This window comes from Polaribacter pectinis (assembly GCF_014352875.1).
Lineage (GTDB): Bacteria > Bacteroidota > Bacteroidia > Flavobacteriales > Flavobacteriaceae > Polaribacter > Polaribacter pectinis.
The window spans coordinates 2,666,747-2,690,169 of the sequence record NZ_CP060695.1 but is presented as its reverse complement, the minus strand read 5'-3'; the positions used below and the strand labels follow the sequence as shown (position 1 = coordinate 2,690,169).

The following is a 23,423-nucleotide window of genomic DNA, read 5'->3' as shown; positions in this document are numbered from 1 at the left end:
CTATGAATAATCTAATCCAATTATTAAATATAGACGAGCGTTGTGTAATTGATAAGAGAATTACAAAGGTTGCAATAAGTAATAACAGCTCATTAAATGCAACAGAGAAAAAAGTTTTAAAAGAAATTATTACTGATATTCGCTGGTTGGCAAGTTATAAACCTTTTAATAGCGCAATTCCTGAATTCATAACTAAGCTTGAAAGTTATGATGAAGTTCAAATTATTTCTATTGGTTTTATGGATACTAAATATACCAAACAAGTGGTAAATATTTTACAGAAAAGTATGCCATATCCACTAGTTTTATTATTGGAAGTTGAAAATGAATTTGCCATATCAATTGCCAAAAAAAGCATAAATCAAACAGATAAATTAAAGCGAACAATAGATGAGATAATTACATCTAGTTATTTAGATAAAACTTCTAATAACGAAATTAATAGTAGCTTTTTAAGGCACTTAGACACTAAAACTTTTAATACACTTCATCTTAAATCTTTCTATGAAAACTTTGCTAAGTTAATTCATCAGTACGAAACAAGTCTATTAACTGGTAAGTTCAATATAAAAGACAAAAAAGAAGTAACTAAAGATGCTAGTATTTTAAAAAATATTGAAGAGATTGAAAAAGAAATGATTAGTATTAAGAGTCAGATAAAAAAAGAAACTGTTTTTAGCGATAAAGTAAATTTAAATATAAAATTGAAAGCTAATGAAACAAAGAGGCAAAATTTAATAAATAAATTATCTTAAAAACTATACCAATCAGGAGTATAGTTTTTTAAATTTACAGTTTTAGCATATAATTGAATCTATGAACAAAATCGACCATAACGACCCATTAAGCAAAAGTGCAGACATCGTTTCAGAAAACATTCAGCAGTTACAGCAACTGTTTCCTGAAGTTTTTAAAGAAGGGAAGATTGATTGGCAAGAACTTCAAGCTACTCTTGGAGACCATATTGATGCTGAAAACGAACGTTTTAGCTTTTCATGGAATGGTAAGTCAAATGCTCGAAAAGAGGCGCAGAAACCAAGTACAGGAACCCTACGTCCTGCTCCAGAAGAAAGTGTAGATTGGGAAAACACCCAAAACCTCTACATTGAAGGAGATAATTTAGAAGTACTAAAATTACTTCAAAAAAGCTACCACCAAAAAGTAAAAATGATTTACATAGATCCTCCTTACAATACAGGTAAAGATTTTGTGTACAAAGACAACTACAAAGACAATCTATCTAACTACCTTGAATTAACAGGTCAAAAAGATGAAGATGGTAGAAAGTTAAGCACCAATAGTGATGCTAGTGGTCGTTACCACTCCAATTGGTTGAACATGATGTACCCTCGTTTGAAGTTGGCGAGAAACTTACTTACCGAAGATGGAGTGATATTTATTTCTATAGATGATAATGAAGTCGATAATCTCCGTAAAATTTGTAATGAGATTTTTGGAGAAGAAAACTTTATATCTCAAGCTGGCTGGCAAAAGGTTTATAGTCCTAAAAACCAAGCAAGATATCTTTCTAATGATTACGAATTTGTATTGATTTACGCAAAGCATTTAAATAATTTCCAAATTGGACTATTACCTCGAACAGAAAAAATGAATAAGAGGTATAAAAATCTAGATAGTGATTCTAGAGGTAACTGGAAATCTGGAGATTTAGTTGCTGCTGGAGAAAGAACTGGAGGTCATTATATAATTAAAAACCCTACAACAGGAGAGGAATATGATGTACCTCAAGGAAAACATTGGGCTTATTCGGAGCCTAAAATGCGAGAATTATTAATAGATAATAGGATTTATTTTGGTAAAGATGGAACAAGTTTTCCAAGTTCAAAGCAATTTTTATCAGAAGTAAAACAGGGTAGAGTTGCTTCCTCATTCTTTTCTTATACAGATTATGGGCATACCGATGAAGCAAAAAAAGATTTTATAAAACTTTTTGGTGAAAGTGGTAAAACCATATTTGAAACACTTAAACCAGTTAGGCTTATTGAGAATTTAATGAGAATTGCTAATGTCAAAGCTAATGACGTATTTATTGATTTCTTTTCTGGATCATCGACCTCTGCACAATCTGTAATGAACTTCAATTTAAAAGAGGAGTTAGATATTAAGCACATTCAAGTTCAGTTTCCTGAACCAACTGAAGAAACTAGCGAAGCTTATAAGTTTGGATATAAAACAATTGCAGAAATTGGTAAACAACGTATTAAGTTAGCAGGAAAAAAAATAACAGAAGAACACCCAGAAAAAGCAAAAGATTTAGATTTAGGCTTCAAAGTATTCAAACTTGATAGTTCTAACATCAAAGCATGGTCTCCAGAAGCAGAAAATCTAGAGCAAAACCTACTCGATGCTGTAGAAAACATCAAAGAAGGACGTTCAGAAAGTGATTTACTATTCGAGATTCTACTTAAATATGGTTTAGACCTAACGTTACCAATTACGGAACACGAAATTGCAGGAGCAAAAGTATTTAACGTAGGTGCTGGAGCATTACTTGTGTGTTTAGCAGACAACATTACTGTTGCAGTTGCAGAAGGTATTGCAGAACTAAAAAAAGAATTAAACCCTGAAATCTGTAGAGTCGTATTCAAAGACAACGGATTTAAAGATAGTGCAGAAAAAACCAATGTGATGCAGAAGTTAAAGCAACACAATATTGAAGAAGTAAGAAGTATTTAAAACCCAAAAAAGATGAACTATTATAAAGGAAATGCCATTTACGATCATATAAACGCCAACCAATTAAAAAATTTTAAATTTTGTTCTGGAAATCTCTGGCAATTAGTTTACGGTGATAACGGTTGTGTACCCAAACTTCTTGCCCTTGTTATAGGTGCAGATAACAATGAATATAATGCTGGTTACACTGCACATCAAATTGAGGCGTTTAATCTACTAAATACCTTAGCTACAAGCTGTAATTTACCAATAAAAGTCATCAAATTTAATACAGACGTTGAAATCGAAAATGTTAAAGTAGCTGATGATGTTACAAATGAACCTACTGAAATCACACTTGCGGAATTGAGAGATGTTTTTAGTCAAAATGGACTTCCTGTTTCAAATACAGCTACTGATAAATATCTTAACGATAGAACTTCGAGTGCTTATCATAAATGGCAGAGAGGTCACTTAGGAAGAGCTTTAACTGTTTCCGATATCGATTTATGGAAACTTACACCAGCTGGTGCTGTTCAAAGAATATATGAATTGAAGAGATCTTATATAGCAATAGGTAATTGGGCTCCATACCCAGACGATTATAGAAATTTCCGTTTGTTATCTGCCTTAGCTAATCAAGCAAATGTTAGACTAGGTATTGTCTATAATGTAAGAGAAACAAGACCTGTTTTTAATGACAACATATCAAATATTAAGGTGTTTAAAGTAGATTTTACAAAAACACCTCCTGTTAAACTAGTTGGAATCTATGATACTAACGGTTTTTTTAATCTATAAATTAGTGTGTTTAAAAAAAATCATCGTTTTTAGATTAAAAGTTTATAATATATAATGAAGTCATGAACAAAATCGACCATAACGACCCATTAAGCAAAAGTGCAGACATCGTTTCAGAAAACATTCAGCAGTTACAGCAACTGTTTCCTGAAGTTTTTAAAGAAGGGAAGATTGATTGGCAAGAACTTCAAGCTACTCTTGGAGACCATATTGATGCTGAAAACGAACGTTTTAGCTTTTCATGGAATGGTAAGTCAAATGCTCGAAAAGAGGCGCAGAAACCAAGTACAGGAACCCTACGTCCTGCTCCAGAAGAAAGTGTAGATTGGGAAAACACCCAAAACCTCTACATTGAAGGAGATAATTTAGAAGTACTAAAATTACTTCAAAAAAGCTACCACCAAAAAGTAAAAATGATTTACATAGATCCTCCTTACAATACAGGTAAAGATTTTGTGTACAAAGACAACTACAAAGACAATCTATCTAACTACCTTGAATTAACAGGTCAAAAAGATGAAGATGGTAGAAAGTTAAGCACCAATAGTGATGCTAGTGGTCGTTACCACTCCAACTGGTTGAATATGATGTACCCTCGTTTGAAGTTGGCGAGAAACTTACTTACTGATGATGGGGTGATATCAATTCATATTGATGAACATGAGTATTCAAATCTTGAAAAACTTTTAAATGAAATTTTTGGAGAAGAAAATAATTTAGGAACAATTATTTGGGATAAAAGAAACCCTAAGGGTGATGCTAAAGGTATTGCGTATCAGCACGAGCAAATAATTTTCTTTGCAAAAAATAGAGAGAATTTTTTGACTAATAATGAATTCAAAAGACCAAAAGAAAATGCTTTAGCAATTATACAGAAAGCAGAAAAATTAATTAAAAAAGAAGGTGTCGTTAATGATTCTGTTAGAAAACAATTTAAGGATTGGATTAAAACCCAAGATTTTTCTGGTGGAGAAAAGGCATATTCGTTTATTGATGATGAAGGTGATGTTTATCGTCCTGTATCAATGACTTGGCCGAATAAAAAACAATCTCCTGAAGATTACAATATTCCATTAATACATCCTGTTACAAAAAAACCTTGCCCAGTTCCAGATAAGGGTTGGAGAAACCCTTCTAAAACAATGGAAAGATTATTGAGTGAAGATTTAATCTTATTTGGAAAAGATGAAGGAACTCAACCAAATAGAAAATACCTTCTTAAGGAAAATATGAATGAAAATGTATCTTCATTGATGTATTTTGGTGGAAGTGATGACGACTTACTTAAGGATTTAGATGTTGTATTTGATACACCTAAAGTTGTTGATGTTGCTAAAAAAATTATTATTCCTATTGCTAAAAATGACGATATTATCCTTGATTTTTTTGCAGGCTCATCAACTACAGCTCATGCGGTTATGGAATTAAATGCAGATGATAATCAACAAAGAAAATATGTAATGGTTCAACTTCCTGAACCTGTAGAAAAAAATCATGATGCGTACAAAAAAGGCTTTAAATTTATTACTGAAATAAGTAAAAAAAGAATTGTTAATGCCTCAAAAAAAATAACAGAAGAACACCCAGAAAAAGCAAAAGATTTAGATTTAGGCTTCAAAGTATTCAAACTTGATAGTTCTAACATCAAAGCATGGTCTCCAGAAGCAGAAAATCTAGAGCAAAACCTACTCGATGCTGTAGAAAACATCAAAGAAGGACGTTCAGAAAGTGATTTACTATTCGAGATTCTACTTAAATATGGTTTAGACCTAACGTTACCAATTACGGAACACGAAATTGCAGGAGCAAAAGTATTTAACGTAGGTGCTGGAGCATTACTTGTGTGTTTAGCAGACAACATTACTGTTGCAGTTGCAGAAGGTATTGCAGAACTAAAAAAAGAATTAAACCCTGAAATCTGTAGAGTCGTATTCAAAGACAACGGATTTAAAGATAGTGCAGAAAAAACCAATGTGATGCAGAAGTTAAAGCAACACAATATTGAAGAAGTAAGAAGTATATAATTATGGCAAAAGAAATGAAACTAAAATTTGAAGGAAATCTTGAGTACCAACAAGAAGCTATAAAATCTATAACTGATATTTTTGAAGGTCAAGAAATTTGCACAACAAACTTTACTGTTGCTCCTATTCAAGACCATACAGGACAATCTGCAATGTTTACTACAGAACTTGGTGTTGGTAACAAACTCTCTTTATTAGATGAAGAATTGCTAGAGAATGTACAGAAAATACAGCTTCGAAATGGTTTAAAGCAAACCAAGGAACTAAACTCAAGAGACTTTTCTGTTGAGATGGAAACAGGAACAGGTAAAACATACGTTTATCTACGTTCTATTTTTGAAATGCATAAAAAATATGGGTTCACTAAATTTATTATTGTAGTTCCATCAATCGCTATTAAAGAAGGAACAAATAAATCATTAGATATTACCAAAGATCACTTCAAGGGAATTTATGACAATGTGAATTATGATTTTTTCACCTACGATTCAAGTAAATTAGAACAAGTTAGAAGTTTTGCGACCAACGATTATATTCAAATCATGGTAATCAATATTGATGCTTTTCGTAAAAGTTTTACCAATATTTCAAAGGAAACTTCTGCAAATATTATCCACCGTACAAATGATAAACTAAGTGGTTATAAACCTATTGATTATATTAGCTCTACAAATCCAATTGTCATTATTGATGAGCCACAATCAGTAGATACAACAGCGAAAGCGAAAGAAGCTATTAGCTCTTTAAACCCACTTTGTACTTTACGTTATTCAGCAACACACAAGGAAAAGCATAATCTAATGTATAAATTAGACTCTGTTGATGCTTATGAACAAAAGCTTGTTAAACAAATCGAAGTAGCATCTCTTGAAGTAGAGAATGTTCACAATCAAGCCTATATAAAACTCTTAAAAGTTGATAATAAAAGTGGTTTGCGTGCCTATGTTGAAGTTGATTCATTTAAAAATGGAAAACTAACTCGCGAAAAAAAATGGGTAAAACAGGGTGTAGATTTATATGAAGATGTAACGAGAAGGGAAGTCTATGAAGGCTACATTATTAAAGATATAAGTGCAGAAAGAGGTAATGAATATATCGACTTTACAAGTAAACCAGACTATCTAAGCCTTGGGCAAGTTATTGGTTCTGTAGATGATGATTTGATTAAACGGAAACAAATAAGTAAAACTATAGAAGAGCATCTTAATAAAGAGTTACTTCTTAATCCAAAAGATATTAAGGTATTGAGTTTATTCTTTCTGGATAAGGTTTCCAACTATAGAATATATGATGAAGATGGTGTTGCTAATAATGGTAAATACGCACAAATGTTTGAGGAAGAATATATTAAACACATAAAACATCCCAAATATAAAACACTATTTGAAGGTATTAAGGATTTAGATGCTGAAGTAAAAGATATACATAATGGTTATTTCTCTATCGATAAAAAGAGTAAGAAGAGTAATAAAAAGGACAAATTTGAATTTTTTAAAGACTCAAGTGGTACTACAAATGCAGATAATGATGCTTATAATCTTATTATGAAAGATAAGGAGCGTTTGTTGAGTTTTGATTCTAAATTACGCTTTATCTTTTCACACTCGGCTCTAAAGGAAGGATGGGATAATCCAAATGTATTCCAAATTTGTACGCTTAACGAAACCAGTTCTGATATGAAAAAACGCCAAGAAATTGGTCGTGGTTTACGTTTGGCTGTAAATCAACAAGGAGAACGTATTCGTGGTTTTGAGGTAAATACTCTTACTGTCATGGCAAATCAATCTTATGAAGATTTTGTTACTGAATTGCAGAACGAAATTGAAAAGGATACAGGAATAAGATTTGGAATATTAGAGACACACACCTTTGCAAATTTAGCTACAGGTATTGAAGGTGAGGATAATAAATATTTTGGTGAACAAAATTCAGAGAAGCTTTATGACTATATGCTTGAAAAAGGATACATCGATTTAAAAGGGAAGGTTCAAGACACACTTAAAACTGACCTTAAAAATAACGAAGTTGAAATTCCTGAAGCTTATGAGTATTTAAAAACACCTATTTTAAAAACACTTAAAAAAATAGCTGGAAACCTTAATGTTAAAAACGCAGAAGAACGAAAGCATATTAAGCTTAATAAACACGTATTTTTAAGTGACGATTTTAAGTCTCTTTGGGATAAGGTTAAATATAAAACAACTTATTCTGTTAAATTTGATACAGAAAAACTTGTTAAAAAATGTGCAGAATCTATTAGAGATAATTTAATTGCAGGACGTGGTAAATTTATTTTCAAAAAAGCCAAAGCAGAAATTACAAAAGGTGGAGTAGAAGCAACGGAAACTTCTCAGTCAACTTCATTGGTTGAGTCAAAATTTATTTACTTACCAGATGTTGTAAGTTATTTACAGAACGAAACAAACTTAACAAGAAGAACGGTTGTAGATATTTTAGTTATGAGCGGTAGATTGGATGCTTTTAAAAATAATCCACAACGATTTATTGATGAAGCCATTCGATTGATAAAAACAGAAATGAGGCACTTTATTGTTGACGGAATTTCTTACCAAAAAATAGGTGTAGGAGAATATTATAAACAGGAACTATTTGAAGGAGACGAACTTGTTGGGTATATAAAAGAAAATTTGGCTCAATCAACCAAAAGCCCTTTTGACCATGTTATATATGATTCTGCAATTGAAAAAGATATTACAAAAGACTTTGAATTAAGTGAAGAGGTTAAGGTTTATGCAAAGTTACCATCTTGGTTCAAAATCGATACTCCTTTGGGAACTTATAACCCAGATTGGGCAGTTCTTTGGGATGATGGAACCTCAAGTAAGCTATACTTTGTAGTTGAAACTAAAGGAACATTATCTTGGGAGTTCTTGCGACCAACAGAAAAAGGGAAGATTGAATGTGGTAAAAAACACTTTGAAGCACTTGGTGATGATATTAAGCTGGAAGTAGCTAATAGTTACGAAAGTTTTGTAGATGTTGTTACAGGGAAATAAGGTAAAAACGAAATCAAATTTATAAATTATCAGTATTAAAAAACACTCATCATAATGAGTGTTTTTAGTATTCATTTTTCATTAGTCCAGATTTCTCTGGCTTTGTTAAATCCACACCAACGATGGTTTTTATCAAACCCTCTTAAGGCAAGTTCATGACGAATAATTCGTTCAAGCGGTATCTTAGTTTCTAAAATGAAACGTAAAATTTCACCATCCATAATGGATACCATTCCCGCAATTTTTTCCCAATGAGGAAGTAACTCTTCATCTTGTCGAATTACATCAAGTTTTCGATAAGAAATTTCAGAATAATCTTTTGGTAAAATATCCAAAAAAGAATTTTCCATTTCTTCCAAAGTAGCCTGTTCACAAACCGCAAAGTTTCTTTTAGGTCCTGGTATTACTCCAAAAGTAATTCCCGCAATTCGATACTTAAAGTTTAGCCACAAAGCGTGGTCTACTGCTTTCTCTTCTGTATCAAATACATCTAAATAAGTATCATCTTTCATAGTTATTTCTTTTTTACTTCAGGTTCTTCTTTTGGAATAACTCGTCCATTTAAAGATATAATATCAGTACGTGATGACTTTGGTTCTGTTCCTTTTTTACGCAATAAACGTTGCGTATTGAACAATGAACGACACTTAATATTGAACTCAGTATAATTAACTGCATCTTCTTTGTTTTTCAAAGATTTTACATACGCATCATACAGTTCAGCATTCGTAAGTTGATTATCTTTTGCCTTCACAATAATATCGTATGTAGCAGAAGCAATGGTATTTAAACCTCGTTCTGTTTCAGAGAAACTAAAACCTAATTCCTCAAGTTCTTTTTTCTTACTCTCATCTGCATATTTTAGCAGTACTGATACATCCTTTCGATAATCTTTTAATCGATTTACAATCGTTTGTTTTTCCACTCTTGCTTCCTCAATTTTTGCCTCTAGGACATTAAGTAGCATTTGATCTTCTTTGATGTTTCCAATTAAAACATCAACAATAGTTACATTACTCATAATTTCTCATTTTTAAATTAATATTTAGTTTTTAGGATATTTTCCAAAGCGTGTGTATCACAAAATCAGATGCACCTTGTTTGGTCTCATTACAGATACGTTCCACCTCTTGTTCTGCTTCTTCCTTTGAATCAAAAAAGAATGAAGGTTGTGTTGTTACTGCATATTTTTCTTCATCTTTCACATCAGAGGTAAAGATGGCAAAGACACGCTGTGTCTTTCCTCGTTTGAATAAAATTGAATAGTAGTTACTGACATCATAATCATCCCATTGTTCAACAGGCTTATGTCTCAAATAGTGAATATTAAGCTGTATCTCATCAAAGAAGTTGTTTACATCTTCTTGGCTTAATTTAGGCACAGCACTAATGTTATTTTTCCATTGTTCTATTACATAGGAAAGTACATTTGCATCGTCTCCAATCAACTCTAACAATTCTATATCTGTTTTTTCAGTCAGCATACTTTTGTTATAGTTGGTAAAGAGCCATAGGACAATTTCAATCAATTCTTTTCTTGAAAAAAGATTCAAAAATTTAGAACTGATATTATTATCTTTTTGGCTTTCTATATTAGCCATAAAGCCTTCAAGAAAATATAAGATTTGTTTTCGTTCTTTAATTGTCATGGTTTTCGTCTTTAGGTTCACAGTGGTTTTCAATGGTTGCTAAAAGATGAACGTAATCGCCACTTTTAGCCTCTACCATAACTTGTTCAATTTCCTTAGGACTCCAGCCTTCTTTTTTAGCTTGTCTCCTAAATACGCCCATAATCATAAAGGCATTGCCGTTAACACCAACCAAATCTAGGTTGACCGTTTTTTCAATTACTTTTTTCATGTGTATTAAATTTTAAGATTAATTATTTTTAAATAGGATAGTTGGCAGTGAGTACTTCAACTTTCGTTTTACGTTTTTGCCCTGTAATTCCTTTTGATGCAGAAAGTACTTTGGTTATGGTTTTGGTGTACCACGTATTCTTTGTGATGTGTTCATCCAAAATATCTGAAGGATATGAACTCAAAAGAAACTTTCCTTTGATATTTGAAAGCGTTTCAAGAAGCCTTTCATAATCAGCTTTTGAATAATCACTATAATGGCCCATATTCGAGTTATAGTAAGGAGGGTCAACATAGTGGAAAGCGTCAATAGCATCTCTACTTTTAATGACCTTACATGCATCGTTTGATTCAATTTGAGTTCGTTCCAATCGCTTTGCAATTGCATCATCAAAAATCATTTTCTTATTCCAGAAAGCCTTTACTCGCTTTCCGTATTTGTCATATCCCCATGAGCCAATTTTGCATGAGAAACCCATGTTAGTGGCAATATAAAAGGCAAAAGCTTGTTGTAATTTGTTAAACAAATGTGGCATTCGGTAGATACTCCACGCAACTGTATAGGTCGCGCGAGAGAATAAAGTAGCTTCTATTTTTTCTTTAAGATTATCAAAATCTGTTTGAATAACTTCATAAAAGTTAACCACCATATTATTAATATCATTAATGGTTTCAGCTTCCACTTTTTCCTTTGCAAAAAATATAGCACCGCCACCAAAAAAGGCTTCAGTATATATTTTATGTTTTGGAATTAATGGAAGAATAGTAGAAATCATATTAATTTTTCCACCATAATATGATATGGGAGTTTTTGGCATAATGAGGAATAAGGTAATTACATCTCTCCTTCGTCAGCCATAGAATAATATGATTCAGAAGTAATAATAAGATGGTCGAGTAAAGTTATTTCCATAAGGAAGGCAAGTTTTTTAATATCCTGGGTTATCGCTCTATCACATCGTGAGCTTTCTAGTTTTCCGCTTGGGTGATTATGGGCAATAATGATTCCTGAAGCATTTGTAAGGAGTGCTATTTGAAATATATATCGCTTATTAATTAATACTTTCGTTGGTGTTCCAGTAGCAATTTCAGTAATACCAATAACTCTATTCGAATTAGAAAGAGATATAACCCAAAAGGTTTCTCTAAAATCAAGCTGACTTTCATTGATATGTTTCCTTAAAATAGCACTTGCGCTTCTTGAATGTGTTACGTGATATATATCACTCAATGGAGGTCGTGTGTAGTGAATTTCAATCTGTGAACTACCGAGTAGTTCAGTACTTGGTAATGTGTTCATGGTTATTAAATTTAAGGTTCTGTTTGATGCTAGTATGAACTTTACATAAATCTAAAAAACCCACTAAAAAGGGTCACAAAATAGTCTTGTAATACACCGTTATTGCGGAAAAAGGTTTACTTGGTTTTCCATCAATCATAAGTTTTACATATACATGATAATTTTCCATATTCACATAATCACCTAACGTAAGAGGTAAGAATTCTATGTAATGTTCCATTAACATATATTCAGCATCAACAGCACCAATTCGAAAACAAATTACTGTTCCAACATTACCTAAAACCCCATATCTAATATCGTCACTTAATTGATGTAGGTATTGATGTGCCAAGGTTAATGTAACTTTAAACTTTCGTAACTCAGAGAGCATTTCCGTGAGTGTCTTATTTGTGTAGTTTTGAAATTCATCTAAATAGAGATGAAAGGGAACACGCAAATGTTCTTCTGTATCAATACGATTAAATGAAGCTGAAGTAATAGTAGAAAGCAACAATGAACCAAGAATATTAGCTACATCAACTCCTAATGAACCTTTACTAATATTCACAAGCAATATTTTCTTTTCATCCATTATTTTACGAAAAGAAAGAGAATCAGCATTATCTATTAGTAACCTCTTAATCGTTGGATGTACCAAAAAAGCACCTACTTTATTGAGTATTGGAGTAACATCATTTTTCCCATACTTATCATATTCCTTAAGCCAAAAGTTTTTCACATCTGGATTGACCACATTATTGATGCACTTTTTTCTGTACTCTTCATCTTGAAGTATGCGAATAATATCTCGCATATTTGCCTTAGGTTGGTCGAGTAATGTTAAGAGGATATATCGCAGTATATGCTCCATTTTAATACCCCAAGCACCACTCCAAAGCTTCTGAAAACTGTCTAAGATAGCACTTGCTACCAATGAACGTTTTTCATACGAAACCCGTTTAAGAGGATTATATCCAAATGTTAAATTTCCATCGGGAATATTTAAGTAAATAACATCATCTTTACGATAGTGTGGAATATTTAAAGATATCGTATTTATTAAATCTCCATGTACATCAAAAACACAAGCACCACGCTTGTGTTTAATGTCTTGTAGTATTTTGGTAATGAGTAAATTTGATTTTCCAGCACCTGTTTTTCCAAGAATATACGTGTGAAAAGCACGGTCTTCTTGTTTTATACCAAAGAGGTCTTTTCGTTCTCGCCAATTAGTAACTGCAAAATATGTAATGTTTGGGTTCCGCTTTGGTTTCATAATTGAAATGTAGCGTTCCTTTTTAGGGGAGTAAATCCTTTAGAATTTACTCAATCATTCCTCTTAGCTTAAAAACTCAAAAGTTTTTCTATAAATTGCGTTATCGATATATAATTAAATAGTTCATATAGTATTAGTATTTAAATAATTATCTTTATCATTGAAAAAATATGTTATATGATAAATATATGTCTACACCTTTTAATTCCCATTCAATAATTTCACATAAAATAAATGAAAATGATTTAAGTACTTTTTTTGTAGGGTTTGATATTGATAATAATAATGAAAGTGTCTATAGAATAAAGCCTCTTATAAGTAAGCTCACACAGGTTATACATGAATTTTCTTTTGGTTTCCATGATGGGGGAGTAACAAGTAATACTGATACACTACCTGTTTTAATTGAGGCAGCTAAATCACTATATAAAATAGATTCTTTTAAAAATGCAAGAGACATTTACCTAAGAGACGAGACTGAAATTGAGGACAATATTGAAGATAAGTTTTTAAGACGAGGGGAGTTTGGGGAATTAATCTTACACTTATTACTAAGAGATTTCTATAATACAATTCCTTTACTTTCTAAAATACATTTTAAAGATACAAGAGGCCATGCAGTTCATGGATTTGATTCAGTTCATATTCAGCCTAGTAATAATAGTTTGTGGTTGGGCGAATCAAAATTATATAAATCAGGTAAAAATGGTGTTAAAGCATTAGTTCAAGATATTAAAGAACATTTTAATACTGATTATTTGAATTCTGAGTTTGCACTTATTTCCAAGAAAATCAAATATTTTGACAACATACCTCAAAAAGATAAATGGTTAAAATTATTATCAAAGGAGAATACATTAATTAATCAACTCAATGCTATAAATATACCTCTACTTTGTACTTATAACTCTGAACTGCTTGGGGATAGTAGCATTGACGAATTATCACAAGATTTTATTGATATTTATACGAAAGAGATGAGGGAACTTAAGGCTTATTTTGATAAAAATAATGATCATCCACTAAAATCTCGATTAAATATTATTCTTATTTTATTTCCTGTAAAAGATAAAAAAGAACTGGTAAAAGGTCTTCATGAGAATTTAAGTAAAATTCAATCTTTGGATCTATGATAAATAAAATAATAGAAGAAATAGAGTTTTCAGAAAATTTAAATGGCGATGAAACATTTGAAATCTATAAAGAATGTAGCATTCTTATTCTTGAAAATAGGCATTTAGCTGAAAAACTTATCATTAACATTCTTAATAATAAAGATAAGTTTGATAGTAAGTTTGAAGAAATATTAACTGATTTAGTAGAGTCTGTAGGATTCTATCCTTATTTAGAAAAAGAAAGTTTAGTCCCAACAACAACAGATGCGCTTATTAGAAAAAATTATTATCATTCTGATTATTTGAATAAGTATTTTCATGAAGAACAGAAATACTTATTATCTCTTTTAGAGTCAGAAAAAAATATAATTGTAAGTGCTCCAACTAGTTTTGGAAAAAGTTTACTTTTTGAAGAAATAATATCTTCCAATAAATATTCTAACATTATTATTATTCAACCAACACTTGCTCTGTTGGATGAGACTAGAAAGAAGTTATTAAAATATAATAATGATTACAAAATAATTGTAAGGACTTCACAAGAACCTTCTACCGAAAAAGGGAATATATTTCTTTTTACTGCTGAACGAGTAAATGAGTATAATCAGTTCCCAAAAATTGATTTTTTCGTTATAGATGAGTTTTATAAATTAAGTGGTCAAAGGGATGATGAAAGGTCATCTTCGTTAAATAATGCTTTCTATTATATTTTAAAAAAATATAACCCAAAATTTTATTTACTTGGGCCGAATATTGATGGAATTAGTGAGGGGTTTGAGCAAAAATATAACGCTACTTTTCATAGAAGTGATTACTCACTTGTTGATTCAAAAGAAATTAATATATATGAAAACCATAAGGATAAATTTGGTGTAAGAGGTAAGAAAGCAGATTTTAAAGAAGAAGTATTATTTGAATTATTATATGAGTTGAGAGACCAGCAAACTATTATATATTGCTCTTCTCCAAATAGGGTTAGAGGGGTTTCAAAAAAATTTTCAATTTATTTAAAGGAAAAAAACGTACCTAAAAGCGAAGTAAACTATCCGTTAAAAGAATGGATTGAAGAATATATTACCAAAGGTTGGAGTTTGTTAAAATGTTTAAATTACGACATTGGTATTCACGATGGAGCATTACAAAAACATATAACAACATCAATTATAGATTACTTTAACGAAGATAAATTAAAGTACTTGTTTTGTACAAGTACTATTATTGAAGGAGTAAATACTAGTGCTAAAAATATTATATATTTTGATTCAACTAAGGGTGGTCGTGATATAGATTATTTTGATTATTCAAATATAAAAGGAAGAGCTGGAAGAATGATGGTTCATTTTGTTGGTAATGTTTACAATTTTAATCCTCCTCCAATTAAAAAACAAATAATAATTGACATTCCTTTCTATCAACAAAACCCTATAAAAGATGAAGTTCTAATTCAAATTGATAAATCTGAGGTTAAGAATAAAAATTCTACTCAATTTAAAGCTATCGATAGTATTCCAGAGGGTGAAAAAAATATTATTATGAGAAATGGTGTAAAGGTTCAAGGGCAAAGAAATATTTTTGACACCTTACGATCTGATATTGATGACAATTATGAATTAATCTCATGGGATAATTTCCCAAAATATGAACAATTAAAATATATTTTTGATTTGGCATGGGATAATTTAATAGTTGAAGGAGAAACAACTAGACCCATGACTGCAAAAAGATTAACTTTCATGACTTTTAATTATGGGTTGGAGCAAAACATAAATCAGTTAATTAATAGTAACTTTTCATACATTAGAAATTTATCATCAAATAGGAATAAATCTGATAATGATTTAATGGATATAGCAATTCAAGGAGTTTTTCAAATATTAAAACATTGGTTTCAATATAAAGTACCCAAATGGTTATCAGTTATAAATGAAATTCAAAAATTTGTTTGTGAAGAAAGAGGATTAAGAGCAGGAAATTATTCATTCTATTCAAATCATATTGAAAATGATTTTTTACCTGAAAATTTATCCATATTATCAGAATATGGGATACCAAGAAGTGCAATAAAGAAATTAGGTGTGAATATTCCTAAAGATTTAAATCAAGATCTAATTTTAGAATTCATCAAGGAAAATAAGTTACATCTTTCTAAATCTTTAATGAAATATGAGAAGAATAAAGTTTTAAATAATCTTTAATTTAAAAACTAAAAAACAAAGGAATAATTTTTTATAAAAAGAAATGGTCAATCTGACACGTTCATTTAACGTCTCTTTCTGCCAGCAAACTAATATTTAGTGGTGTGAAATCCCTAAAAGAGCTATATTTATCAACCTTATTTTTAGGTTGTACCCAAGGATTTTGGGCACTTATTTCAATAACGTATTCTTTGAGGTAGTTTATCCATTTTGGCGTTATAATACTTAACGATTTGTCTTTTAAAGTTAGGTTGTACCCAAGTTCACGAATGATGTTCTTTTTTCCTTTTAAATCAGCATTTTCAAATGCTTCATCTGCATTTCTTGCAAGGGAAAGGTTTTTTAAAGCTACCTTTCTGGTGTTGTTTTTATAATCACGTTCGTGGAGTAATTCTGATTTTACTCTAAGAAGTTGCTTATTTATTTCATCACTCTTTGTAATGAAAACATCATTCTTTATCTGCCCATCAGCTCTCATATTAATAAGACCATCTAAACGTTTTATAAGTTCGTTTTGTCTTTTGGTTAGTTCCTTTACCTGACTCTCTTTTTCACTTATAGAATCAAGATAGAGTACTTCATTTTTAGCCCATTCGTAAAATCTATCATCAATTTTCATTGTTTCTGCAAAATTTCCTGCGTAACTAATAATTTGTTCTTCTTCTATACTTTTTTGTGAACAATTTTTATTCTTCTTTTTAGAGCAACGGTAATATTTTTTTATAATTTCAACAGGCTTTTTCATTTCATAAAAATCAGTTTTGCATTTACGACATTGCGTATTGGTTTTTATTGAAAACTTATATTTACAATTTGTACAGATAACTTGATGAATTTTTTCAGCTGTTACGTACCCTGAACATTCTCCACAACTCATTATTCCTCTAAATGGAAATGTATAATTTCTCTCTCTACACCTAGTTGGGCGATGATAGTTTCCCAATATTTTTTGTGCTTCTTCATATTGAGGAAACGTTATCATTTTTTTGTGTTTACCTTCATAGAAAGATTTACTTCCTTCGGCATTTTTCCAGTCAAAAATCCCTGCATAAAATGTTTTTTTGAATAGTAAATGATAAGTATTTAGAGTTAGGTAATTTCCCTTTTTACTTTTCAATCCAATAGCATCACCATGACGTTTTAAATCAGCAACACTATATGCTCTTGTAAGTAACATTTCCCATAGTTGTTTTACCTTTTTATATGTTTTAGTGTCTGGTATTATCTCTATATTTGATTCCTTGGCTAAGTATAGAGGGTTATGTTTATACCCGATGGGAAGAATAGGAGATGGAGACCAACCTCGCTCCGCTTTTAGTCTTGTTCCACGTCTTACATTTGTTCGTAAATCCCTGACATATTGAGTTGCCATACCAAACTCGACTTGCATCATTAAAACATTGTCAGAAGGCTTGTATTCGCCACTGTGCGTTTTTATTCTTTGAATAATACCTTGTTGTAGCATCCAAGCAATATTTCCATGATCTATTGGATTTCTTGCGAGTCTGTCTAATTTCCAACACAAAATTCCATCTGCCTTACCTTGATGGATTTTTTGTAGCATTTTATTAAAACCTTCTCGCCCTGGTTTTTTTGCAGATTTTGATTCTGAAATTATTTCAACAATTTGAATATCAAGCTCTATTGCAATACGTTTTAATTCTTTAATCTGGTCTTCAATAGATGTTACTTGTCTATTCTTATCTTCACTACTCTTTCGAGCATATAGGATGTATTTATATGGGTTCATAAGCAAATAAAAAGAGACAACCGAATAGTCAGTTTAAGTTGCGACACAAAAACTGTTCGGTTGTCTCTTTCAATACTTAAACTGATAATTTGTGTCGCAGTTTTACTCTATCATATTATTTGACCCTCTGCCTAATCCAATTTCAATATTTTCAAGAAGAACCACCATTAAACGCATAAGTTTCAATCCTTGTTCCTTGGCTTGTTCATCTGATAATTGGTAATTATACTTTTCAAAAAAAATAGTTTTAAATTTCTCTAAAGATTCTTTTCTTAATTCAATTGGAATAAGTCGAGTCATATCATAATACTATTTTTAAAAACAATATGAGAATATTATTTAAATATGGTCAAAATATTGACCAAAAACATTGACTATATTATTGAATTCAAGTTGTTAAACTTGAATGATGAATTATAAGTCTACCACGATGATTCCTAATACTATTTTCGATAATCTTCTCCCATCCTTATCTGAAAAGGAATTAAAAGTACTTCTCATCATCTTGCGTCAAACAATAGGTTGGGTATCAAAAAATGGTAAAAGAAAAAGCCGAGACTGGATAAGTCATCGGTATTTTATAAATACAACAGGCTTGTCTCGAAAATCTATAACACAAGCAATTTCATTATTGATTAAAAAAGGTTTTATAAGAGCAGAAACAACATCGCATCAAACGTTAGAAAGCAGTAATGATAGAAAAGGACAGATGCGTATATATTACTCTTGTCTGTTATTCGGAAGGGATGATTGTACACAGCCCAAGGTACAATTAGCATCTTCACAAAGGAAGATTTTACTCACTACAAAACTAACAGATACAAAACTAAAACCTCAAACTAAGGTAAATTCTACCTATCATAAACGTCTAACAGATTTTCAACGCTATCAGCAGGTTTTGCGTGAAGGGAAGGATAAAGGTTCTCTTTAATTCATTAACTTATTGAGGTTGATGTAATGAATGCTTCAGCATTCATAGAATATCAGCTTTGATAAATTATTACGTTGCAATACGAAAGAAATCTTTATACACAGCCATTTCCACGGATATTGAGGTGACCGCAAATTTTTTTGGTCACATTGACCATTTTTAAATAGTGTGATGTTGAGTAAGAATATTCTATAATATAAAAAGCGTTGATAGCTTAACCCCAACGCTTCTTATATTTACATGACACTTAAAATAAATTCTTTATCAAGATATCGTAAAAGATTAAACATACCACTTCATGATATTGCACATCTTTTAAATATTGATACTTCAAACTTATCCAAAATCGAACAAGGAATTCGGGAGCCGAATCCAAGAATTATTCTCTTGTACCACATCCTCTTCAAAGCTCCACTTATTGAACTTTTTGCTGATCAATATGATGAGCTTAAAGTTCTTTTTAAGCGAAGAAGTAGATCACTTGTTGAACAATTACAAATTGAACAACCTCCGAAGAGTAATAATAGAATAGCATACATCAATGAATTTGTCAATTCATTAAACCAAGAATAATATGAATGACAATAGATACGTCCAAGAGGGGGAAGAGTGTATCCTATCATTGTATTTCAATGCATTAGGATTTGGTTTTGTACTTATGAAAAATCCACTTGAAGTAATTGAGAAGGGAATGATAAGTATTACGCCTATCGATAATACTGTTGTACTTCAAAAAGTCAAACACCTTATACGCAAACTAAAACCAGAACGAATAATAATTGAAGATTTTAGAGGTACTTATTCTAATAAATCGCAACGAGTTATTGAGGTCTTAAGGGCTATTCAGAAATACTCTAAACAAAAAGGATTTGCACTATCATCATATTCGCGGGAACAAATAAGACTTGTTTTCAGTAATTGGCAAGCAGAAACACGTTATGAAATCGCAGAAGTAATTTCAAGGAATGTAGAGGCTTTTACAAACTTAATGTTTGATAAACCAAAATACCCAAAAACTGAACATTTTAGAAGTGCGCAATTTGATGCAGCTTCTCTTGGTATTACTCATTACTATAATGCAATGTAGAATAATAGTTTTTATTAAAACAAGGATAATCAGTTGCTTAAAACTTTACATATATTAGGTTTAATCATATTATAATAAAGAATTTAAAACTTAATTATAATGTCAAAATATAGACCTAATAAACGTATTTACGAAGGTGAAATGTGTTGGTTCAGTTATACTGTACTTGCTCGAAACTTAACAATCCCGTTAGATGATTTTCTAATTATTTTAAAGAAAAAAGAATTAAATTATGATGATAATTATATTGACCAATATTTTAAGTGGGAAGTTATTCAGTTAGAAGGAAAAAATAAAGTAAAAGCTCCATTAAAAATAGTAATTACTCGTTCTGCAGATTTTGCTGAATTAGGAGAAATTACCTTTGCTGAAATTAGAAAGAGGTATATTAAGAAAATTGAATCCGTTATTGTCTCAGGTTAAGGTAACCTAAAACTCTTACTTGTTATTAGTAGGAGTTTTTTTAAATCTTATAACCGTGAAGTTGCATTAAATATTCTTTTGTTTGATGATAGGCTCCAATTCTTAAATTTGCTAAATTATTGTAACTATAATCCACATTAAAATGTTTTAAAATTTCATTTAATATAATAAGTCCAAATAGCTTTCTAAATATTTTTCTCTCATTGTTGTTGATGTTTATTTGCTTTCGCCCTTTCCATTCGATTCGTTCACTTAATTCTTTTTCTGTACTAAAAATAGTATTTCCTAAAGCGGTATTAAATGTAAGAATTTGATTATTTATTTCGTCCTCTCTATCGAGAATGAGTGTACTTCCTGTACAAATGGCAAATTTAATTTTTTCATTAGGAATAATTATTTTTTCATTTAAATGATGTTTTATATTTTTCTTAGCTTCGATAAGATGATACCAAATTGTAGTGCTATCTAAATACTCTATAGTTAAAATATCATTCATATAATAATCAACCCCGACCTCAAGACTAATAGTATTTTTAAATGGAGGTTTGTTAAATAAAGTTATTTCTGTGGAACCACCCCCTACATCTATATTGAGTTTTAAATTATTTTCATTTAAAACATTTTCCTTAAATAAATAGGTCTTCTCCCATGACAGGTAACTTAAATAAGATTCTTCATCTGGCGTAAGTATCTCTAATACGATGCCTTTATCTTTAACGTATTTAGGAAAAGAGTTTTCAATGACTTTTAATAGACTATTGGTATTCGTAACACTCCTGTAATAACCCGTTGCTAATATTCTAATAGCTTGTGGTTGAAGTCTTGTAATAGAGTTTAATTCTTTTATTATAATAGGTAGTATATGCTTTTTATATAAATCTATATTTAGAGTATTGTTTTCAATATATTTTTTAATTACTGCACCAATAGTAAAAGATTTATATCTATTTATTTCATGCCTATTTAATTTTTTATCAATAATTTTTGGTTGTAATTTCAATATTTTAATAGCTGTAGAGCTTAACTCTAAAATAACTATATATCGATCTCTACTGTATTGAATATCCATAAAACAAAAGTAAAATAAAATTGCTCATTAAAAATAAAATCGTATATTTGTTTCAAATAGAGACATAAATGCGCCGCTGCAACGTGGATTAATTGATAAGAAACAACATGTTTTTTGTTTCAATTTTTGTGTTTATATCTTTTTAAGAGCCAAAATTGAAATATTGTTTTTCAGTTTTGGCTTTTTTTATTTTCTTTATTTTCTCTATTTTTTCACTTCAAAACTTACCATCTTTTTTACAGCTTTTCAGCGTGCGCATTTATGTTAAATAATTTTGTTTAATCTTAAATCCGCTTAAAAATGAAAGCAAAAGTAAATTTCTCGTATTTACAAAAGTTAAATACAATTTTAGATTGCCCATGTGGTTGCAGAATGACCATCAAGGATGAGTTATTCTCCATAGAAACATATTTATTGCCATCGCACTTAAAAATGCACTACGATTATATTGTTGGGAAATTCTTCTTTTACCAGTCTAAAGTTTCTAACAAATTATTCAATTTAGAGCAGGCAAATGAAAAATTCAATTCCATTTTTATTATCGCCAACAGCTCAAAAACTGAAGTTGCCAATCCCAAATATTACTTCAAGACGGCTCATACAAAATATGAGTTGAGTAAAATGATTTCTAATATAGAAGATGCAAAAGACTTACATAAACAGGCTTTGAAAATTAATCTAGAAGGATTAAAGAAATACAAAGGTAATCCTTCTTTATTATGGCTTTTATCAGAATTAAAAAAATAATACTCTAATGTACTCATAATTCCTTGAGTACATTTTTAAAACTAAAATAAATAATTATGAATACTGAAGTAAAACAAATTATCGAACACAACCAATCATTTGTAAATGAAATGGTAGAAACTTACAAAGAGTTAAAAAGAGTTTTAAAAACCAAAGAATTAACTCCAGGCAAAGATTTTACATTTTGGACATCGATTAATGATAATGTTCTTAAAGAGCAAGTCATCAAGTTGGGGTTTCATGTAAGTGGATTTATCAAGCATATAAAGAAAAGAAAAACAGTAGAAGTATTGGAAGTTCTAAACCTTGATGCTGGTTTTTGTATGGATGTATCAAAAGCACAGGAATTTTATGCTATGCAAAACGCTTTTAAAACAGAAAATGGTAAAAAGTTGAAAAATGATTTTAATGCACTACTGAAAAACTTTAATAACAATAAAATGGATGAAAAATCTTTTAAAAAATTGCATCTCATCATTGATAGTTTTGAGCAACTTTTTAAAATAGGAAGGCTAAAAATTTATGCTAGTTACTTATTAGGAATGAGCTATAACGAATTAACATTTATTAAAGATAAATGCTTTAAAGAAGCTTATGCTAAACACATCAAAGTTAATATAGAATTTAAGGAAATAGATCTCATTTCAAAACTGAAGGAATTAGAATAACTAAAAAAACAGTACGCTTATACATTCTTGGCGGAAGCAGGCGTACTGTTCATATTGACCCTTTAACGAACGCTATTATAGGCTCGTATGTATGGAAATGTAAAATATCCATAAGGAGATTTTACGTTTTATAAAAGTACAATTTTAATTATATATAAAATTAGTTTTTTATGAAAACACAAAAAAATTACACTTTCAAAAGTATTAGAAATTACTTACTTAATCATAATTATGTAAGAACCTATAGGAAGAGAAATTGTGATGCCTATCATAATTACAAAACCAATGAGTATGTACTAATTCCTTATGAAGATGGGAATTATTCGGGTCAAGAATTACTGGAATTATTTCAAAACAGTAAGGGCACAGAATTACCAGCTGAGTTAGAAATCTGTCGATTTCAATTATTTATTCATCAACAATAAAAAAAACTTTTATGAAAACAGAACTATTGAAAATCATCAACAGCTTTTTTCAGTCTAAAAGCGACTGGAAACTTCGCG

General features: G+C 30.4%; 23 protein-coding genes. 13 read left to right on the top strand and 10 right to left on the bottom strand.

Going from position 1 to position 23,423, the window contains the following annotated elements; translation table 11 throughout:
- Positions 1–2: 2 nt before the first annotated feature.
- The 5 genes from H9W90_RS12040 (at position 3) to H9W90_RS12020 (ending at position 8,518) form a co-directional block, all read left to right on the top strand.
- Positions 3–755 (top strand): DUF4391 domain-containing protein, encoded by a 753-nt coding sequence (locus H9W90_RS12040; protein ID WP_187481836.1) that lies wholly within the window; start codon positions 3–5, stop codon positions 753–755.
- 61 nt (positions 756–816) lie between these two features.
- Positions 817–2,697 (top strand): site-specific DNA-methyltransferase, encoded by a 1,881-nt coding sequence (locus H9W90_RS12035; protein WP_187481835.1) that lies wholly within the window; start codon positions 817–819, stop codon positions 2,695–2,697.
- Positions 2,698–2,709: 12 nt separating this feature from the next.
- Positions 2,710–3,477, top strand: a complete 768-nt coding sequence (locus tag H9W90_RS12030; protein ID WP_187481834.1) for a hypothetical protein — start codon at positions 2,710–2,712, stop codon at positions 3,475–3,477.
- Between the two features lie 62 nt (positions 3,478–3,539).
- Complete coding sequence (locus H9W90_RS12025; protein ID WP_187481833.1) at positions 3,540–5,501, top strand: site-specific DNA-methyltransferase; 1,962 nt, start codon at positions 3,540–3,542, stop codon at positions 5,499–5,501.
- 2 nt (positions 5,502–5,503) lie between these two features.
- Positions 5,504–8,518, top strand: a complete 3,015-nt coding sequence (locus H9W90_RS12020) for a type III restriction-modification system endonuclease (RefSeq protein ID WP_254712487.1) — start codon at positions 5,504–5,506, stop codon at positions 8,516–8,518.
- Between the two features lie 71 nt (positions 8,519–8,589).
- Here H9W90_RS12020 and H9W90_RS12015 read toward each other — a convergent pair whose 3' ends face one another.
- From H9W90_RS12015 to H9W90_RS11985, 7 genes are all read right to left on the bottom strand, one after another.
- Positions 8,590–9,030 carry a hypothetical protein gene (locus tag H9W90_RS12015; protein WP_187481832.1) on the bottom strand — a complete coding sequence of 147 codons (441 nt, stop codon included), beginning with the start codon at positions 9,028–9,030 and terminating at the stop codon, positions 8,590–8,592.
- A 2-nt stretch (positions 9,031–9,032) separates the two neighbouring features.
- A complete protein-coding gene (locus tag H9W90_RS12010) occupies positions 9,033–9,539 on the bottom strand; it encodes a hypothetical protein (RefSeq protein WP_187481831.1) in 507 nt (168 codons plus the stop codon).
- Positions 9,540–9,570: 31 nt separating this feature from the next.
- The gene (locus H9W90_RS12005) at positions 9,571–10,167 is read right to left on the bottom strand and encodes a hypothetical protein (protein WP_187481830.1); all 597 of its coding nucleotides are present in this window, start codon (positions 10,165–10,167) and stop codon (positions 9,571–9,573) included.
- Positions 10,157–10,378 (bottom strand): hypothetical protein, encoded by a 222-nt coding sequence (locus H9W90_RS12000; RefSeq protein ID WP_187481829.1) that lies wholly within the window; start codon positions 10,376–10,378, stop codon positions 10,157–10,159. Before H9W90_RS12000 ends, H9W90_RS12005 begins: the two co-directional genes overlap by 11 nt.
- A 28-nt stretch (positions 10,379–10,406) precedes the next feature.
- Positions 10,407–11,153, bottom strand: coding sequence for a DNA adenine methylase (locus tag H9W90_RS11995; RefSeq protein ID WP_254712486.1), 747 nt, complete (start codon positions 11,151–11,153; stop codon positions 10,407–10,409).
- A 59-nt stretch (positions 11,154–11,212) separates the two neighbouring features.
- Positions 11,213–11,677 carry a JAB domain-containing protein gene (locus H9W90_RS11990; RefSeq protein ID WP_187481827.1) on the bottom strand — a complete coding sequence of 155 codons (465 nt, stop codon included), beginning with the start codon at positions 11,675–11,677 and terminating at the stop codon, positions 11,213–11,215.
- 73 nt (positions 11,678–11,750) lie between these two features.
- Positions 11,751–12,935 (bottom strand): type IV secretory system conjugative DNA transfer family protein, encoded by a 1,185-nt coding sequence (locus tag H9W90_RS11985; RefSeq protein WP_187481826.1) that lies wholly within the window; start codon positions 12,933–12,935, stop codon positions 11,751–11,753.
- A 188-nt stretch (positions 12,936–13,123) separates the two neighbouring features.
- On the opposite strand from H9W90_RS11985, the gene H9W90_RS11980 reads away from it, so the two are divergent.
- Both H9W90_RS11980 and H9W90_RS11975 read left to right on the top strand, forming a co-directional pair.
- Positions 13,124–14,068 carry a HamA C-terminal domain-containing protein gene (locus H9W90_RS11980; RefSeq protein ID WP_187481825.1) on the top strand — a complete coding sequence of 315 codons (945 nt, stop codon included), beginning with the start codon at positions 13,124–13,126 and terminating at the stop codon, positions 14,066–14,068.
- Positions 14,065–16,245 carry a DEAD/DEAH box helicase gene (locus tag H9W90_RS11975; RefSeq protein WP_187481824.1) on the top strand — a complete coding sequence of 727 codons (2,181 nt, stop codon included), beginning with the start codon at positions 14,065–14,067 and terminating at the stop codon, positions 16,243–16,245. The genes H9W90_RS11980 and H9W90_RS11975 overlap by 4 nt, the downstream gene beginning before the upstream one ends.
- 61 nt (positions 16,246–16,306) lie before the next feature.
- Here the strand turns inward: H9W90_RS11975 and H9W90_RS11970 are convergent, their stop codons facing one another.
- Together H9W90_RS11970 and H9W90_RS11965 are read right to left on the bottom strand one after the other, a co-directional pair.
- Positions 16,307–17,995, bottom strand: a complete 1,689-nt coding sequence (locus H9W90_RS11970) for a recombinase family protein (RefSeq protein ID WP_187481823.1) — start codon at positions 17,993–17,995, stop codon at positions 16,307–16,309.
- A gap of 102 nt (positions 17,996–18,097) precedes the next feature.
- Positions 18,098–18,295 (bottom strand): hypothetical protein, encoded by a 198-nt coding sequence (locus H9W90_RS11965; RefSeq protein ID WP_187481822.1) that lies wholly within the window; start codon positions 18,293–18,295, stop codon positions 18,098–18,100.
- Positions 18,296–18,425: 130 nt separating this feature from the next.
- Between H9W90_RS11965 and H9W90_RS11960 the strand changes: the two genes are divergently transcribed.
- From H9W90_RS11960 to H9W90_RS11945, 4 genes are all read left to right on the top strand, one after another.
- Positions 18,426–18,926 carry a replication protein gene (locus H9W90_RS11960; RefSeq protein ID WP_187481821.1) on the top strand — a complete coding sequence of 167 codons (501 nt, stop codon included), beginning with the start codon at positions 18,426–18,428 and terminating at the stop codon, positions 18,924–18,926.
- A 240-nt stretch (positions 18,927–19,166) separates the two neighbouring features.
- Positions 19,167–19,499 (top strand): helix-turn-helix domain-containing protein, encoded by a 333-nt coding sequence (locus H9W90_RS11955; RefSeq protein WP_187481820.1) that lies wholly within the window; start codon positions 19,167–19,169, stop codon positions 19,497–19,499.
- A gap of 85 nt (positions 19,500–19,584) precedes the next feature.
- Positions 19,585–20,013 (top strand): hypothetical protein, encoded by a 429-nt coding sequence (locus tag H9W90_RS11950; protein WP_187481819.1) that lies wholly within the window; start codon positions 19,585–19,587, stop codon positions 20,011–20,013.
- 99 nt (positions 20,014–20,112) lie between these two features.
- On the top strand, positions 20,113–20,436 hold the full coding sequence (locus tag H9W90_RS11945; protein WP_187481818.1) for a hypothetical protein: 324 nt from the start codon (positions 20,113–20,115) through the stop codon (positions 20,434–20,436).
- Positions 20,437–20,476: 40 nt separating this feature from the next.
- Here H9W90_RS11945 and H9W90_RS11940 read toward each other — a convergent pair whose 3' ends face one another.
- A complete protein-coding gene (locus tag H9W90_RS11940; protein WP_187481817.1) occupies positions 20,477–21,505 on the bottom strand; it encodes a Ppx/GppA phosphatase family protein in 1,029 nt (342 codons plus the stop codon).
- 300 nt (positions 21,506–21,805) lie between these two features.
- Here H9W90_RS11940 and H9W90_RS11935 point away from each other — a divergent pair, with 300 nt between their 5' ends.
- Positions 21,806–22,252: a hypothetical protein gene (locus tag H9W90_RS11935; protein ID WP_187481816.1), complete on the top strand. Its 447-nt coding sequence runs from the start codon at positions 21,806–21,808 to the stop codon at positions 22,250–22,252.
- A gap of 56 nt (positions 22,253–22,308) precedes the next feature.
- The gene (locus H9W90_RS11930; protein WP_187481815.1) at positions 22,309–22,920 is read left to right on the top strand and encodes a hypothetical protein; all 612 of its coding nucleotides are present in this window, start codon (positions 22,309–22,311) and stop codon (positions 22,918–22,920) included.
- The last annotated feature ends 503 nt before the right edge of the window (positions 22,921–23,423 follow it).